The following is a 16,557-nucleotide window of genomic DNA, read 5'->3' on the forward strand; positions in this document are numbered from 1 at the left end:
GCGAAGCATGAGTGAGGACTTGGAGTAAAAGCGGGACAGCATTTTACCAAGAACCACAGGCTTTGCGCTTCAAAAATATAAGAAGAATATCCTGGAATTTTTTACGTCTTTAAATGGCCGTAATATGACAGATTGATATTCAAATCTACCTTGCCTGGAATTTGTCTCTATACTGCGTTGGTGTCATCCCGACCGATTTTCTGAATACTTTTCTAAATGCTTTTGGATCGTTATATCCGGAGTTATAAATCACCTCTGTCATTTGCTGTGCAGTTTGCTCTAATAACTTTTTAGCCGCTTCGATGCGGGTTTGTTGAAGATACTCGATAGGGGTAATGCCAATTACCTGTTTAAAGCGGCGCACAATATTTCTTCTGCTGGAAGGAATATCTTTAATCATCTCTTCAATGGTGGCCACATCCTGATAACTGTTTTCAATTTTTTCTTGTGCAGAGGCAACAATATCATCATTATGATGGCGGATAGGCTGGAAAGTACTAAAGTATAACTGGTTTACGCGGTCCATATCGATTGCAAAAATTTTAGCCACTTTAACGGCCATATCTTTCCCGCAATGAAGCTGTAAAAGATGTAATAATAGATGAAAAGTAGAGGTTGCACCACCACTAGTAAATAACCTGCCATCCTGGGTTACGGTTTTATCTGCCTTTAAATGAACCAAGGGGAATGCAGAAGAAAAAGCAGGACAGGCATCAACATGTGTGGTGGCAGCTTTACCATCCAATAGTCCTGATGCTGCAAGTAAAAAAGCTCCGGTACAAAAGGTAGCAATTTCGGCTCCTGCTGCATGTTGTTTGCTTAACCATGGGATGTAACCACTATTGGCTCCAATGCAATCTTTAATATCGTTAGTTGCAAATGATGGAACTAAAATAAGTTCAAACTGCCCGGCTTTTTGCAAAGGCACACAGGGATGGGTACTAAAATTATAATTTTTATCGTCGAGGGTAATTAAACTAATGTTAAATGGCGTTTCAAGCCCATCTTTTCTGTAAAAACCATTAACAGTATCAAATACATCTAAAATAGCGGCAATGCTTAATAATCTGAAATTTTGGGGCAATAAAACACCTACTTGTATCATTTGGCTAAAATTAAGGTATCGTAAATATATAAAAATTGTCTGAAATGCCCCTTAAGATTGACTTTTACGGCAAGGGTGTTCATTTGAATTAACAACTAACTTTATTTAAGTTAATTTACCTCATTAATAACGATATGAAAACTACACCAACAAGTAGCAGGATGTATGGCTTTATAGTACTATACGAAATGCATACAGAGTTTTTATTAAGGGCTTTAGCTGGTATAGACCAAAAAGATGCCCAAAAAAGATTAGATACTAAAGCAAACCATATTGCATGGATTACGGGCAGTGTTGTACATGGCCGCTATTTTTTAGCTAAATCATTCGGCATCGACCTCCCGTCTGTAACCGACGAACTTTTTGCCAACAATAAAGGTATTATTGATGATGCCACTTACCCATCGCTTGAAGATTTTATTAAAGATTGGAAAGAAATTTCTCCAAAGCTACAGGAAGCTTTGACAGAGGCTACCGACAACAAACTGGAAGAGAAGCTCAGTATTCCCGGAATGGAAATCACATTGTTTGAAATGATCGGTTTTAGTAGTTACCGGGAAGCTAATTGCATTGGGCAAATCGCCTTGTGGCGCCGATTATTAAACTATCCTGGAATGAATTATATGTAAGCTATGGAAAAAATAATTAGAGAAGCCGATGAAACCTTGTCGGCATTGGAACATGAGTTTTCAAGATTTAATGCCCCACAGATTAATGAGGTACCTTTTGAAGGGAGCTGGACCGCAGGCCAATTGGTTAAGCACCTGGTTTTGTCGAATTCGGGTTTCCTGGAAGTAATTAACGGGCCGGTAACCGAAACGGATAAACCTGCAGATTTAATGGTAAAAGAAATTAGAAAAGATTTTTTGAATTTCGGCGTGAAGTACAATTCTCCTAAAGAGATTTACCCTGAAGATAGGACATATAGCCAGCCAGAATTACTTAAAAGTTTAAAGCAGATCAGAGCGGGGATATCAGAAGCGGCAAGAGGCTTAGATTTAACTAAAACATGTACCGCTTACGAGCTACCTGGATATGGCTTTTTAACCCGGCTGGAGACAATTTATTTCGTGATTTACCATACACAAAGACATGTACATCAATTGAAAAATATTTACAGCGAGCTAGATATCACTTGATTTTAACTAAATTTATGAGAAACAACAGGCTTAATTTATTAAATCCTTATATCGGTAAATGGAAAACAGAAGGTTTAACAAAATCTGGTGATGTAATTACTGGGACTGATACCTACACGTGGGTTGATGGTGGGTTTTTCTTAACGCATCAGGTAGATGTCGTGTTCCGCGATAAAGCGGTCAGATCGTTAGAAATTACACATTATGATGATATGGAAGATGTTTTTAGGTCGCAATCTTTCGATAATGAAGGTCATATTTCAATATCTACCCTTAAAATTTATGATGACATCATTTTAATATTTGCTGATACGGAAAGATTTAAAGGTAATTTTAAAGCCAATACCATTGAAGGGACATGGGAACAATTTGATGGTAAAAACTGGGTACCATGGATGGACATAAAGTTGACGAAGATAAAAACTTAACTGAATTTGTCATTCTGAATGCAATGAAGAACCTTTGATAAAAAGTTGCAGAGAGATTGTAATAAGAATAAAGATTCTTCGCCTCGCTCAGAATGACAGCAAAGAGTCAGCTGTTATGTCTTTCGACTCCGCTCATGGTGACAATCCGTATAGAAATTAAACAATAAACAAATAATAATAACCAGCCCGAGAGGGATAAAAACAACAAAACAATGGCAACACTTAACACTTACTTAAATTTTAACGGTAATACCGAAGAAGCATTTAACTTTTATAAATCTGTTTTTGGGGGCGATTTTGCCGTATTACAACGTTTTAAAGACTCGCCTGAGTGCGAAGGTATGGCAGTAGGCGACCAGGAGAAAATTATGCATGTGGTTTTACCTATTGGTGGCAATGTACTCATGGGTACAGATATTACCGATCCAATGCCTGCATCTACTTTCGGAACTGGAATCTCACTATCTGTTGATGCGGGAAGCGAAGAAGAGGCAAACACACTTTTTAATAATCTTTCAGCTGGTGGTAAAGTAACCATGGCTTTAGAAAAAATGTTCTGGGGCGCACTTTTTGGTATGGCTACCGATAAATTCGGCATTCAGTGGATGGTGAATTACGATTATAACAAGAAATAGTTTGGCGTCTGAAGTTCAGTGTCCAAAGGCATAAGTCTTTAATCAATAGCTCATTGCGTGGTGTATTGTTGCAAAATAAGAGATGCTATTGCACTAATGGACTAATTAAAAACTTTTATTATTTTTAAATATAGAAACTAAAACCAATCTAATATGAAAATTGCAGTTATTATTGTACGCGTGCTTCTAGCCGCCATGTATCTTTTTGCTTCTGTAAGTTATTTTCTTAATATGATGCCGAAGGCACCAGAAATGACTGCGGCACAAACGAGTTTTATGACAGGTATAATGGCCTCCGTGTATCTTTTTCCCTTAATCAAAATCACAGAATTGATATGTGGTGTGATGTTATTGATCGGTAGAACAGCGCCCCTGGCCTCGATCATTATTTTCCCTGTTACTTTAAATATTTTTTTATATGGTGTATTTTTAGGGCAGCCAAAAGATATACCAATGGGGGCAGTAATGTTGTTGGTTAATTTGTTCTTACTTTTTGCCTATCGTTCAAAATACCTGCCCATCGTTTCAAAGTAAATTTTGTAATTTTTAAAAATTCTCACACTTTTTCTCTTTATTTAGTGTTTCGATATAAGGTGTAATGTTTATCTTTAAAAACTAACTAGAAATAAAAAATATGAGAAAGCTACCATTTTTAATGCTGCTCTTCATAGCAGTATCATTTTCTGCATTTGCACAGAACAAAGATGCTATTGTAGGCAAATGGCTTAATCCATCGGGTGAGGGTCAGATAGAAATTTATAAAAAAGGCGATAAATATTATGGTAAATTAGCGTGGATGAAGGAACCAAACCTAAATGGTAAACCTAAATTAGATGCTAAAAACCCTGATGCCAATCTGCAGAAACGTGCTTTGTTAAATCTCGAAATATTAAAAGATTTTGTTTATGATAATGGCAAGTGGACTGATGGAACGATTTACGATCCCAAAAGCGGTAAAACTTACAGCTGTAACATGACTTTAAAAAGTGCCGATGTGCTAAATGTTCGCGGTTATGTAGGTATTTCACTATTAGGACGATCAGAAACTTTTAGACGGGTAAAATAATCAATAGATGAAGAAAATTTTATGGTGCCTTTTATTGGCACCTTTTTTTTGCGCTGCGCAGTCGTATTCCTTTAAGCCCTTAAATGAGAATACCAAAACCAGTTTACGCGGATTAAGCGTAGTATCAGATCAGGTTATCTGGGCAAGTGGCAGTAATGGATCGGTAGGTAAAACCACTGATGGTGGTATAACCTGGAAATGGTTAAAACCAAAAGGGTACGAAAAAATCGATTTCAGGGATATTGAAGCTTTTGATGATAAGCAGGCCATTATTGTAGGTATTGCCTCGCCGGCCTATATCCTGAAAACCATTGATGGAGGCGAAACCTGGACAGAAAATTATAAAAATGTAGATTCAGCTATATTTTTAGATGGACTAAGTTTCTGGGATAAAAATAAAGGACTCATTTTCGGCGATCCTATAAATGATAAAATGCAGTTGCTTAAAACTGTAGATGCAGGTAAAAGCTGGCAGGATATTTCTGCAAACCTCAAAGCTAAATTAACCAAAGGTGAAGCTAGTTTCGCGGCCAGTGGTACAACCATTAAAACATTACCTGGTGGTAAAACCTGGATTGCATCAGGAGGAACAATATCTAATATTTACTTTTCTCCAGATTATGGGCAAACCTGGCAGGTATTTAAATGCCCGATTTTGCAAGGCGAAGGGAGTACTGGTCCTTTCTCAACAGATTTTTTTAATGAAAAAATAGGGGTAACTGTTGGTGGAAACTACTTAAAAGATAAAGAAAATTCGAATAATGTGCTTTTAACGCGTGATGGAGGCAAAACCTGGCAAAAGCCAGCCACTCCTGTTTTTGGTTTCCGATCGGGTGTAACCTATGTTAATGCCAAAACCTTAATTGTTACGGGTACTTCTGGAACTGATATTTCTACTGATGGCGGTCAGCACTGGAAACACATTTCTGATAAAAGCTTTAACGCTATTCAAAAAGCCAAAAAAGGTAAACAGATTATTTTGGCAGGAGAAAAGGGTAATATCTATCAATTGGAGATCAATAAATAAAATTTCAATCCTATTACGTAACAGTTTTATCGATTAAGTATCTAATCAATAAAACGATATCATAAATAAAAAGATTGAAGCATTGGGATTGATAAAATTTTGTTTCTTTGCTGTCAACTAAAACTTTAATTTAAACACACATACTCGCTCGATGGATTTTTTGCACACGATTTTAGGTGACGATATACAGGCCGGATTATTAATTATTTTGAATTTAATTGTGATCGAAAGTTTACTTTCGGTAGATAATGCAGCTGTTTTGGCAACCATGGTAATGGATCTGCCAAAATCGCAAAGGGAAAAAGCCTTAAAATACGGTATTATTGGTGCCTATATATTTAGAGGGATTTGTTTGTTCCTGGCAGCGTGGCTGGTGAAAATCTGGTGGCTAAAACCACTTGGTGGCTTGTATTTGTTATACCTGGCTTTCGATTATTTTAGAAAAAAGAATAGCAAAGGTAAAGAGGAAGAAGAGGAAGTAGATAAAAGCAAAAGTTGGATTTACAAATCTACCGTTGGTTTGGTAGGTACTTTTTGGGCTACCGTTGCTTTGGTAGAGGTAATGGATTTAGCTTTCTCTATTGATAATGTTTTTGCTGCGGTAGCTTTTACCGATCATATCTGGTTAATCTATATCGGTGTTTTTATTGGGATTTTAGCTATGCGTTTTGTGGCACAGGCCTTTGTAAAACTGATGGAAAAATTTACCTTTTTAGAAACGGTGGCATTCATTGTAATAGGTGTTTTAGGTATTAAACTTACTTCTTCATTAGTAACGCATTTCTATCCTGAATCGCCAATTTCGCACGCTATTGAAGGTGAAAAAACAGATCTCTTTGTTTCAATTTTTACGGTTGCCATTTTCATCATCCCCGTATTAACGTCCTTATTGTTTAACTATCCCAAAAAGCACAAAAGCGATATCATCATTTCGGACGATGCCGAAAAGGTATTGGATAAGTCTTAATTTAAGGCTTATCTGTGATAAATCTTACAATTAAACGTTGCTGATCTTACAATCATATTTGTAATATTAGAATTTATAAACAAGGTGCAATGGCTTTTTACAAACATTACTCATTCGATCTTTGGTTAACGTTGATTAAATCTAATCCAACTTACAAGCAGGAACGGGTACAGTATTTTTTTAGGAATTTTAATGGCAAGAATAAAAGCATTGATGAAATAGCCATCATTTTCCGTCAGGTAGATTTAATGGTAAACGCTATTAATGAAAAAGTAGGTAAAAATGTTGATGCTGAAGAAATGTATTTAATGATCATTAGTATGATCAATGATTACGATTTCAACTTTAGTGATGTGGATCTTAAAATGCTCGATCAGGATATGGAGCAGATCGTATTTAACCATATGCCAAAACTTTACTGTGATGATTGTTTAGGTGTATTGGCAAAAATTAAAGAGTCGGGCAAAAGCTCTACCAACATACTGAGTAATACGGGTTTTATTAAAGGTAAAACCTTAAAAAAAGTAATCGAACATCTTGGTATCGGTCAGTTTATCGATTTTCAGCTCTATTCTGATGAAGTGCGCTTGTCGAAACCCAATACAGGTTTTTTTCAGTTGATGTTGGATCGCATCGACAGAACCAAACACCCTGAATTATTATTAACAGATGTTATCCATGTTGGAGATAACCCCCATGCCGATGTTCGAGGAGCAGAAGCAATGGGAATTAACAGTATGCTCATCAATTCCAACAATTTATCTATCTCAAACCTACTCTATGATACCGTATAATTTCTCACTTCATAAAATAGATAATACAGTCGATTTTGGCTTTAGTGCCGACGATTACAGCCGTTTTAAATTTGGCGACGATCTGGTAGCCAGATCTTTTGGAAAAGATTTAGCCGACGGTTTTATCCGGTATTATTTAGCTGATAATGTGATTACCGATCAGATTGTGGTTATTTCTAGTCCTTATAGCTTTATCCCTACGGCAACTTTTGCCATGAAAAACTATTTCGTTTGCCAGCTTAATCGTTGGTTGGTCGAAAATGGTAGATTAGCTGTACAGGAAACCAAAGTGCACAGAACCATTACCTATAAAGAAGATTATGGAGAGTTAAGTGCAGAAGAAAGACTATCGTTAATTGGTAACGATTCGTTCCATATCGATAAAGATTTTCTGGCAGGTAAAACACTTTTATTTCTGGATGATATCAGGATTACCGGAAGCCATGAGCGGATGATCTTAAAAATGGCAAAAGAATATGGTTTAAAAAACGAAATGCATATGCTTTATTTTGCCGAACTGGTTAATAAAAACATCCATCCCAATGTAGAAAACTTCCTGAATTACCATCAGGTAAAATCTATTTTTGACCTGGAAGAAATTATCGATAGTGGCAATTTCAGGTTTAATACCCGTATTGTAAAATACATTTTAAATACTACTTCGAATAGTTTTACCATCTTTTTAGAGCGTCGTAGTACTGATTTTATCAACCAGCTTTACGATCTATCCTTGGGAAATAATTACCATACGATAGAAGCATATTCGAAAAATTTACATCTTATAAAAGACTATATCAAAAACAATAATTATAAATTAATTTAAATATGGCTATTAATTTGCAAAAGGGGCAGAGAGAAAATATTGATGCTCCTAAATTTACAATAGGTTTAGGTTGGGATACCAACAGCTCTTCAACTGGTTCTGCATTCGATTTAGATGCTTCAATTTTTATGCTAAACGATCAGAAAAAACTGATTTCAGACGAGAATTTTGTGTTTTATAACAACCTGGTTTCTCCAGATGGTTCGGTAGAACATACAGGCGATAATTTAACCGGAGATGGTGATGGCGATGATGAACAGATCAAAATTGATTTAACCAAAACTGATGCTAAAGTAAATGAAATCTGCATTGTGGTAACCATTCATGAGGCAGAAAGCAGAAGACAGAATTTTGGCCAGGTTAGAAACTCTTTCATCCGTATTTTTGATGCGGTAAGCAACGAGGTAATCTTAAAATATGAATTAGAAGAAGATTTCTCTATTGAAACCGCTGTAGAATTCGGAAGGATTTACAAACGCGAAGGCAAATGGAAATTTGAAGCAGTTGGCGTAGGCATGAAAGGTGGTTTACAGGATTATTTAAACAAATATCAATAATATTATGGCAATCAATCTTCAAAAAGGACAGCGTATCAGTCTGGAAAAAAACAATGGAAGCAAACTTCAGCAGGCTTGTGTTGGGATAAACTGGGGGGCAATCGAAAAGAAGGGCTTATTCGGATTCGGATCATCAAAAGAAGCGGTAGATTTAGATGCAAGCTGCGCTTTATATAACGAAAACAAACAGCTTTTAGAAGTAGTGTATTTTGGTAATCTTAAATCTAAAAATGGCTCGGTAAAACACAGTGGCGATGATTTAACTGGCGATATGGGTGGCGATGATGGTTTAGATAATGAGATCATCACACTTGATTTTTCACAGTTGGATGCTAATGTAAACTATGTTGCCTTTGTACTGAACAGTTTTAGAGGTCACGATTTTGCTACAATTCCTTTTGCCTCCATCCGCATTTATGAAGGCACAACCAAACGGGTTAATGAGGTTTTTGCCAAATTCGATATTGCTAACGGAGCCAATTTTGCAGGGCACGTATCGATGGTAATGGGCGTTTTTTACAAGAAAAATGGCGAATGGAAATTTAATGCCATTGGCGAACCAACCAAAGATAGAAAACTGGAAGATACCGTTAAAACCGTAACTCAAAACTATTTATAAGCCGTAAAGCTGATAATTAACAAACTATGGAAACCAACCCAAATGTTACCCAAGCCCTTACTCCGGTTAAGCTGGATAAAGATGGCAATGTGGATCTTGAGAAAATAACCTCGGCGGAAACGCTTAAATACAATGAGATTGGAAAATCGCTAGAACCATCAGATGTAAATTCTATACTGAATTACGGAAGCGATGCCCAAAACTCAATGGAGAAATACAGTAACGAGTTTTTATCGTCTGTACGTACCTATAACAGCGGTGAAGTTGGTGGTTTAATTAACGAACTGTTAACAGAACTCAATTATATCGATGTTTCTGAACTGGAACAGAGCGGCTTTAAGAGTTTCATCTCTAAAATTCCGTTCTTAAAAAGTTTAGTGGTTGATGTGAAGAAACTTTTTCAGAAATACGATGTGGTGGTTAATAATATCGATAAAATTACCAACAAAATTAAGGCTGGAAGGTTAAATTCAATTAAAGATAACAGTTCGCTGCAAACCATGTTCGATAGCAATGTTGGTTATATCCACCAGATGGAAGAACTGATTATTGCCGGACAGCTAAAATACAACGAGCTGAGTATTAAACTTGCAGAGATGGAAGGTCGCCCGGCTGACTATCAGGATTATGAAATCGCCGATTTAAGGGATTTTATTAGCCGTTTGGATAAAAGACTGGCTGATATGAAGATTGTGCGTTTCATTATGTTGCAATCTTTGGCACAGATCCGTGTAGTGCAGAACAACAATACTTCAATTGCAGAAAAAGCACAGTCGATTGTTACTACAACTATTCCGGTTTGGAAAAACCAATTAACCATTGCGGTTGCTTTACAAAGGCAGAAAGCCAACGTAGAGATGCAGAAGAAAATTTCGGATACCACGAATACCATTTTACAGAAAAATGCAGAGATGCTGAAACAAAACAGCATTGATGTAGCCAAAGAGAATGAAAAAACAGTAGTATCTTTGGAAACCTTGAAACGAACTACTTCTTCGTTGATTGAAACGCTTAATGAGGTGAAACAGATCCATGAAGCGGGTGCGCAGAGCAGAAGAGTGTTAGATGGAGAACTTAAAACTTTGGAAACAGAGTTGAAAAAGAACGTGACGAGGGTGAATTAATTAAAATATGGATGAATACCGTTTAAATATTCTCAAAAAATCAAACGCAGAGATCAACCGTTTACAGTTGCTCTCTGTGTTTTTTGATGATGAGGTGATTTATAAAATTTACCTGAGAAGCCAGGTTATTCATCAACTTTTTGCCAATAATGAAGAGTTAGAGATCGAAAAATTAGATCTTTTTCATCTCCAGTTTACCGATAGCGTGATTGAATTGCTCAGAAAGATTAAAAAGAGCAATGAGAAAAACGTATCACTCCTATACGATGAAATTGACCTGAACGAAGAATTGATTGGTAGAATGGCCGATATGCTTGTTGATCAGAAAAGTTTTCAGCAGGATAAACAGAAACAATCGCTTAAAATTAACTTATCGCTGCGGAAGCTGTTCAGTGTATTGTCTGAGCTCAGTTCCGATTTTCCTTTTTCAAAAAACATCAACGTTTTTAGCTCCAAATACGCCAACGATTTTTATTTCGATCTCAAACCGGATCAATTTGCTAAACTGATTGATTTTCAAAGTAAAGAGGTGTATGCCAATGTTTATGCAACAATTGAAAAAAAGTTGATGGGTAAGTTGTGTAAGAACGATTTCCGGACCGAATTTTATATTGGTTTAAAATCGGGCGAACTGGTTATTGAAGTATATAAATTTTTAGATATAGACAGTTATTACCTGTTTTTTCCAAGCCGAAACCTGTTTTTGTTCTGCGATTTAACCATTTTGAAAGATTTGGATATGTCTAACAATCTTTCAGAACGGGAACGGATTGTACAAGAACTGCAATATAAAAACGATAAGTTAAAAAGTAATGCTGCGGTTTTAAAAACAGCCATTCCGAATGAAGTTATTAATTTATTGGAAGACAGTTACAGTAAAATATCAGATATCAATTTCCTGAACCACCTCAATAATTTTGATGTTCAATCGAATATTTTGAAGACGATGTTAAAGACGGATTTGTTTTAAGGTAATAATGCGATCGTCATTTCGACTGAAGCCTACCAATTTTTCATTGGTAGCGGAATGGAGAAATCTTTGAACCAGGTTTAGCTATATCTTTAAAAGATTTCTCCGTTTCGCTGCGCTCCAGTCGAAATGACGGAACTATTGTAAACTTCCTAAAGAAAAACTAATAATGCGATCGTCATTTCGACTGAAGCTTACCAATTTTTCATTGGTAGTAGAATGGAGAAATCTTTGAACCAAATTTAGCTGCATCTTTAAAAGATTTCTCCATATCGCTACGCTCCAGTCGAAATGACGGTACGAGTGGTATTCCGCTCGAAACATCGAGTTTATAAATCTTATTCGTCCCAATCATTTATTGTTTCAGTTAAATCTACCCAACTCTTATTAAAACTATCAATTAGCGCATCTTTTTTCGCTCTATTCCACTTTTTTATTTGCTTTTCCCGATCAATGGCCTCTTCTATTGATGTATGAACTTCGTAATACACACAGAGCATGAGGTTGTACTTTGCAGTAAAGGATTTGGGACGAATTTTATTTTGATGCTCATAAATACGGCTCCTTAAGTCAGAAGTTACACCAATATATAAAGTTGTTCTTTGATAATTGGTCATAATGTAAATACATCCTCCGCGTTCCATATTTAATGAATTTAAGGAGAAAAATTATCGTTTCTATTATAAAATCGTCATTTCGACTGGAGCTTACCAATTTTTCATTGGTAGCGGAATGGAGAAATCTTTGAACCAGGATTCACTGTATCTTTTAAGTTTGGCTTTATAGTACTTTAAAAGATTTCTCCGTTTCGCTCCGTTTCGCTCCGTTTCGCTCCGTTTCGCTCCGCTCCGCTCGAAATGACGGATTTACGATGGTTTAACTTACTACCTCGTCAACACCGCCAATTTCTGTTTAAACATATCAATTGTTCTGCTCCAGGCTAGTTTTGCTGCGGCTTCGTTATATCTGGTAGGAGATGTGTTGTTGTTAAACGCATGGTTTACCCCATCATAGATGTAAATTTTGTAATCAATTTTATTCTCTTTTAAAGCCTGCTCATAAGCAGGAATTCCGGCATTAATCCTTTCGTCTAAACCGCCATAGTGTAGCATTAAACTCGCTTTAATTTTAGGAACATCGGCCGCATTGGCCTGTGCGCCATAATAAGCCACAGCTGCCTGTAGTTTCGGATCGTTAACCGCTAATTTATTGGCCATTCCACCGCCCCAGCAAAAACCAACACAACCTACTTTACCATTTCCGTCTTTTCTTTGGCGTAAATAATCCAGGCCCTTCAAGTAGTTCTGTAAATTTTTTTCAGGATCTAATTTGCCAATTAATTCGCGCCCTTTATCTTCATCAACTGGTGTTCCACCAAATGGCGAAAGGGCATCAACACCCAGGACCAGAAAACCTTCAGCAGCAATACGTTTGGTTACATCAATAATATGTGGATTTAAACCTCTATTTTCATGAATAACCAGTACACAGCCCAAACTCTTTTTACCTTTCGGCTTGGCCAGTACAGCTTTCATTTCACCATCAACACCAGCATAGGTAATATTTTCAACTTCGATGTCATCACTGTTAAAATCTGCTGCTGCGGCATAATTATTTTCCAGCATAGGCAGAATAGTCATAGCCAAAGCGGTGCTACCAGCCAGGATAGCCAGTTTTCCCATAAAATCTTTTCTGCTTAGCCGACTGTGGGTATATTCATCATACAGGTTAATTATTTTCTGATCCATCTTATTGATTTTTGAATTACCATACAAGATAAAAAAGCATGACGAAATTTAAGGCAGTATTACCTAAAAGTTACAATACATTTCTTCCCATTTTTTAATGAGTGTTACACGGTGTTTCGTATATCGTGGGGTTAAAAAAATATTAGACCAATCATCGTAATTATCATAAAAGAATTTCAAGAAGAAAATATGGAAGGTAATGCCCAGGTAGGGAATGGCTTTTAATTCATCATCAGTTAACGGCCTGACTTGCTGATACGCATTTATAAAGATGTCGAAATCCTTTTCGGCTTGTTCTTTGGAAATTAAGTTGTTCAATTGGTGGAAGAAATAATGGTTAAGGAACGACATTAAATCGTTAATCAGGTAACCTTCTCCTGCAAAATCAAAATCAAAGAAAGTAATTTTTCCTTGCTCATCAAAATGGAAATTTTTAGGGAAGAAATCATAGTGGCAATAGCCATAACTGAATTTTGATGTGTCGAATTCTTTAAACTTTTTAACTACTTTTTCTGAAATGTTGCTCAAATATTCATATTCTTCTTTCATTTCCGAAAAATGAGGTTTGAGATCTTTTAAGGGCTCAAATAAAGTGGTTTCAAAATCGAATGTGGGCCTAGGATTGTTCAGTTTTATTGATGATGTGGTTTGATGCAATTTAGCTATATCGTATCCTAACCGAATAAGGTGCTGTTCTTCGAGGTCTAAAATTACTTTCCCGTCTGCAAAAGAAAACAATATGCCATTTCGTAAGCCCTCAATGGCATTAAACTGTTGAATCTGTTTTCCTTCTTTATCAGTTATTGGATAAGAAACCGAATTTCCGTTTGCTTTTAAAATGTTAAGTAATTCTACTTCAGCTTCAATTTCGTTACGTTTACGGTGGGCATTGCGGTAAATTTTGAAGATGTATTTCTGGTTCAGATTTTCCAGGATATAAGTATCGCTTACATTTCTGATGAGTAATCGGCATGTTGTAGCCTGATCTAAATCATAAGTTTCAATTAAATAATCTTTTAATGCAGCGGCTGATAAAGTAGTGTATTGCGCGGGGAAGAAATTTTGCATCGGGATATAAGGTTTGGGGTTTTAAATATAAAATTTTAAATCGACATCTTACCTTACCCGGTAAATCAGACTATATTACATCCCAGGTGCCAACCATTTGAAAGCTAATCGGATCGGTTAGCGAAACATTAATGGACTTATGGTTATCATAAGAAGCCCTGCCCAATTATTTGGTCTTCTAATCCGCTATGTTGAGCAGCTGCTTAATTGTGCTCTTATAATTTTTGCCAATTGGAACCTCCTGGCCATTCTTGAGTACAATGGTATTGCCTTCTAAATAGTCTACATATTTTTTATTGAGAATAAAAGATTTATGAATTCGGATAAAATAATCGGCTGGTAACTGATCTTCAAAACTGGCCAATGTTCTGGGGGTTAATAGAAAATCACCGTTTTTCCAAACCTTTACATAATTACCCAGGCTTTCTAAATATTGTATTTCTTGGGTTTTTACCAGGATGTATTTTTTGTCTGCTTTAATAGAGATTTGTCCATAACTTTTGGCCTCTGTTTTTTCGGTTTCAATAGGGCCTGTAGTTTGTTTTTTAAGGTTGTACAATTCCAGTGCGCGGTGAACCGCTTTTACAAAACGATCGAGCCTAAAAGGTTTTAACAGATAATCGCAAACGGCCAGATCAAAACTCTCTAAAGCGTATTCTTCATAAGCAGAGGTAATAATTACAAGAGGTTTATGGGGTAAGGTCCTCAAAAAATCCAAACCATTGAGTTTTGGCATCCGAATATCCAGGAAAATTAAATCTACTTGCTGTTTACTCAAAAAATCTAAGGCCTCTGTAGCGCGATAACAATCGCCAATTATGCTAATAAAAGGAATATCTTTTGCATACTCGGTAATTACGCCGTGTGCAAGCGGTTCATCATCTACTATTAAGCAACGTAAGCTCATGTTAGCTGGAGTTTGAGTTCTGCCTTAAAGATATTACCATCAGAGGTAATATGCAATGTATAACGGTTAGGATAAAGCAAATCAAGCCTCTTTTTCAAATTGTCAATCCCAATCCCCTTATAACCAGTGCTTTCTTCAGGATCGAAAGAGTTTTCACAGCAGAAAACAATTGCTTTATGGTTACTGATTAGAGAAAGTTTTAGAATGGCTTCCTCTTCAGCACGTTCAATGCCATGTTTAAATGCATTCTCTACAAACACAATTAGCAGGAGTGGGGCAATATCAATCTGATCATCCACAACCTGTTTATTAAATTCAAAATCTAAGGTTTTCTGTAAACGGATTTGCTGCAATTGGATGTAATCATGAATATAATCCAGTTCCTGGGAAAGTTTAACTGTTTTTTCCTGTCCCCTGTAAATCGTATAACGCATCAGTTCTGATAATTGCAAAATACTTTCAGGCGTTTTATCCGATTTCTGCAAACTTAATGCATAAAGGTTGTTAAGGGTATTAAAGAAGAAATGAGGATTAAGCTGTTGCTTTAGCAGGTCGAGTTCATTCTGCGATTTTTCTTTCTCTAGCAAGAGGATTTTATTGTTCTGCTTTCCCCATTGTAGCGCCAAAACTACAGGTAAACTGACCAACATAATGGCAAAGGCCCCAAATGCATTTTCAAGCTCAAAGGGGTTAGTTACGAATATTCTCCGACCAAAAACCGTGTTAATGGGTAGCGAAATTAATAATTGTGCCAACAGGGGATAAAGAACTGCAATGGTAGCAGAAAGTGTTAAAAGGTAAATTAGTAGTCCTTTTTCTTTGAGGATTTTAGATACCAGAAAACGGCTATTGATCAGGAAAAGCAGGTATCCGCATAAATACATGATCAAAAATTGTGAAAAGAAGCCTAAAAATGTTCCAAAATTAAACAATAGCATTTTGATATTGAATTCGAAGCCAATCAAACGGAAGCCATTTCTTTGATAAATTGGATTCTCCAAGCTCGAAACGGCCATTACGGAGATGGTTGCAGCAAGTAAGATGATGGTAATGAGTACGGCATTCTCCAGACCAATTTTTTTTATCCATTTAATGTGCTGCACTTTTTTCTGGTAATACTGATTAGCAATCAACATCATTTCGAGGGCGACTGCCGCCAAAGCTGTTGAAATAAAAACAGCATGATCAAGCTTCGCGATTTGCAGGTAAGATGCAATATCGGTAAAAAGCGGAAGCAGGATAAAGAAACAAGTGCACCAGTGAGTAATGTATTGATTTTTACTTAGAACGTTTTTTAGCCTGGTTTTAAGAAAAGAAAAAACAAGTACAGGGAGCAAACAAAAAACCAAAGCTAAAATGCAGCTGGCATAGCCAAGCCAAATTTTGCTGCTTAAGTTGTGCGTATTAAATATGGCTATCCACAACAAAAGACCAACAAATATGAAAAAGTCTTGGTATTTATAATTAAAATTCTTGTTGAGCATTTTGTTAAATAGAATAATATGAATTAAAAAAGATGTCACCCTAAGCATAGTCCAATGTTAATCTTTTTTAAATGATCTAATTATAAGGGGCTTCGA

At 36.3% G+C, this 16,557-nt stretch carries 20 protein-coding genes; 14 read left to right on the plus strand and 6 right to left on the minus strand.

Going from position 1 to position 16,557, the window contains the following annotated elements; all coding sequences use genetic code 11:
- Positions 1-145: 145 nt before the first annotated feature.
- Positions 146-1,105, minus strand: coding sequence for a GlxA family transcriptional regulator (locus HDC90_RS17660; protein ID WP_184468742.1), 960 nt, complete (start codon positions 1,103-1,105; stop codon positions 146-148).
- A 134-nt stretch (positions 1,106-1,239) separates the two neighbouring features.
- On the opposite strand from HDC90_RS17660, the gene HDC90_RS17665 reads away from it, so the two are divergent.
- The 14 genes from HDC90_RS17665 to HDC90_RS17730 all read left to right on the plus strand — a co-directional run bounded on the left by HDC90_RS17665 (position 1,240) and on the right by HDC90_RS17730 (position 11,254).
- Positions 1,240-1,734: a DinB family protein gene (locus tag HDC90_RS17665; RefSeq protein ID WP_184468744.1), complete on the plus strand. Its 495-nt coding sequence runs from the start codon at positions 1,240-1,242 to the stop codon at positions 1,732-1,734.
- Between the two features lie 3 nt (positions 1,735-1,737).
- Positions 1,738-2,244 carry a DinB family protein gene (locus HDC90_RS17670; RefSeq protein ID WP_184468747.1) on the plus strand — a complete coding sequence of 169 codons (507 nt, stop codon included), beginning with the start codon at positions 1,738-1,740 and terminating at the stop codon, positions 2,242-2,244.
- A gap of 14 nt (positions 2,245-2,258) precedes the next feature.
- Positions 2,259-2,672, plus strand: coding sequence for a hypothetical protein (locus tag HDC90_RS17675; protein ID WP_184468749.1), 414 nt, complete (start codon positions 2,259-2,261; stop codon positions 2,670-2,672).
- Between the two features lie 212 nt (positions 2,673-2,884).
- Positions 2,885-3,307, plus strand: coding sequence for a VOC family protein (locus tag HDC90_RS17680; protein ID WP_184468751.1), 423 nt, complete (start codon positions 2,885-2,887; stop codon positions 3,305-3,307).
- A gap of 153 nt (positions 3,308-3,460) precedes the next feature.
- Positions 3,461-3,841 carry a DoxX family membrane protein gene (locus HDC90_RS17685; RefSeq protein ID WP_184468753.1) on the plus strand — a complete coding sequence of 127 codons (381 nt, stop codon included), beginning with the start codon at positions 3,461-3,463 and terminating at the stop codon, positions 3,839-3,841.
- Positions 3,842-3,941: 100 nt separating this feature from the next.
- Positions 3,942-4,373 (plus strand): DUF2147 domain-containing protein, encoded by a 432-nt coding sequence (locus HDC90_RS17690; protein WP_184468755.1) that lies wholly within the window; start codon positions 3,942-3,944, stop codon positions 4,371-4,373.
- A 7-nt stretch (positions 4,374-4,380) separates the two neighbouring features.
- Positions 4,381-5,400 carry a YCF48-related protein gene (locus HDC90_RS17695; RefSeq protein ID WP_184468757.1) on the plus strand — a complete coding sequence of 340 codons (1,020 nt, stop codon included), beginning with the start codon at positions 4,381-4,383 and terminating at the stop codon, positions 5,398-5,400.
- A gap of 151 nt (positions 5,401-5,551) precedes the next feature.
- Positions 5,552-6,367 (plus strand): DUF475 domain-containing protein, encoded by an 816-nt coding sequence (locus HDC90_RS17700; RefSeq protein WP_184468759.1) that lies wholly within the window; start codon positions 5,552-5,554, stop codon positions 6,365-6,367.
- 89 nt (positions 6,368-6,456) lie between these two features.
- Positions 6,457-7,161 (plus strand): HAD family hydrolase, encoded by a 705-nt coding sequence (locus tag HDC90_RS17705; RefSeq protein ID WP_184468761.1) that lies wholly within the window; start codon positions 6,457-6,459, stop codon positions 7,159-7,161.
- Positions 7,148-7,984, plus strand: a complete 837-nt coding sequence (locus HDC90_RS17710) for a phosphoribosyltransferase family protein (RefSeq protein WP_184468763.1) — start codon at positions 7,148-7,150, stop codon at positions 7,982-7,984. Before HDC90_RS17705 ends, HDC90_RS17710 begins: the two co-directional genes overlap by 14 nt.
- Positions 7,985-7,986: 2 nt before the next feature.
- Positions 7,987-8,541: a TerD family protein gene (locus tag HDC90_RS17715; RefSeq protein ID WP_184468765.1), complete on the plus strand. Its 555-nt coding sequence runs from the start codon at positions 7,987-7,989 to the stop codon at positions 8,539-8,541.
- A gap of 4 nt (positions 8,542-8,545) precedes the next feature.
- Entirely contained in the window at positions 8,546-9,160 is a 615-nt protein-coding gene (locus HDC90_RS17720) for a TerD family protein (protein WP_184468767.1), read from the plus strand.
- 26 nt (positions 9,161-9,186) lie between these two features.
- Entirely contained in the window at positions 9,187-10,284 is a 1,098-nt protein-coding gene (locus HDC90_RS17725; protein WP_184468769.1) for a toxic anion resistance protein, read from the plus strand.
- A gap of 7 nt (positions 10,285-10,291) precedes the next feature.
- Entirely contained in the window at positions 10,292-11,254 is a 963-nt protein-coding gene (locus HDC90_RS17730) for a hypothetical protein (protein WP_184468771.1), read from the plus strand.
- Positions 11,255-11,592: 338 nt separating this feature from the next.
- Here the strand turns inward: HDC90_RS17730 and HDC90_RS17735 are convergent, their stop codons facing one another.
- From HDC90_RS17735 to HDC90_RS17755, 5 genes are all read right to left on the minus strand, one after another.
- Positions 11,593-11,898, minus strand: a complete 306-nt coding sequence (locus HDC90_RS17735; protein ID WP_184468773.1) for a GIY-YIG nuclease family protein — start codon at positions 11,896-11,898, stop codon at positions 11,593-11,595.
- Positions 11,899-12,138: 240 nt separating this feature from the next.
- Positions 12,139-13,002 carry a dienelactone hydrolase family protein gene (locus HDC90_RS17740; protein ID WP_184468775.1) on the minus strand — a complete coding sequence of 288 codons (864 nt, stop codon included), beginning with the start codon at positions 13,000-13,002 and terminating at the stop codon, positions 12,139-12,141.
- Positions 13,003-13,065: 63 nt separating this feature from the next.
- On the minus strand, positions 13,066-14,070 hold the full coding sequence (locus HDC90_RS17745; RefSeq protein WP_184468776.1) for a phosphotransferase: 1,005 nt from the start codon (positions 14,068-14,070) through the stop codon (positions 13,066-13,068).
- Between the two features lie 178 nt (positions 14,071-14,248).
- The gene (locus HDC90_RS17750) at positions 14,249-14,977 is read right to left on the minus strand and encodes a LytTR family DNA-binding domain-containing protein (RefSeq protein WP_184468778.1); all 729 of its coding nucleotides are present in this window, start codon (positions 14,975-14,977) and stop codon (positions 14,249-14,251) included.
- Entirely contained in the window at positions 14,974-16,461 is a 1,488-nt protein-coding gene (locus tag HDC90_RS17755) for a sensor histidine kinase (protein ID WP_184468780.1), read from the minus strand. Before HDC90_RS17755 ends, HDC90_RS17750 begins: the two co-directional genes overlap by 4 nt.
- Positions 16,462-16,557: the final 96 nt, after the last annotated feature.

This window comes from Pedobacter sp. AK013 (assembly GCF_014205835.1).
Lineage (GTDB): Bacteria > Bacteroidota > Bacteroidia > Sphingobacteriales > Sphingobacteriaceae > Pedobacter.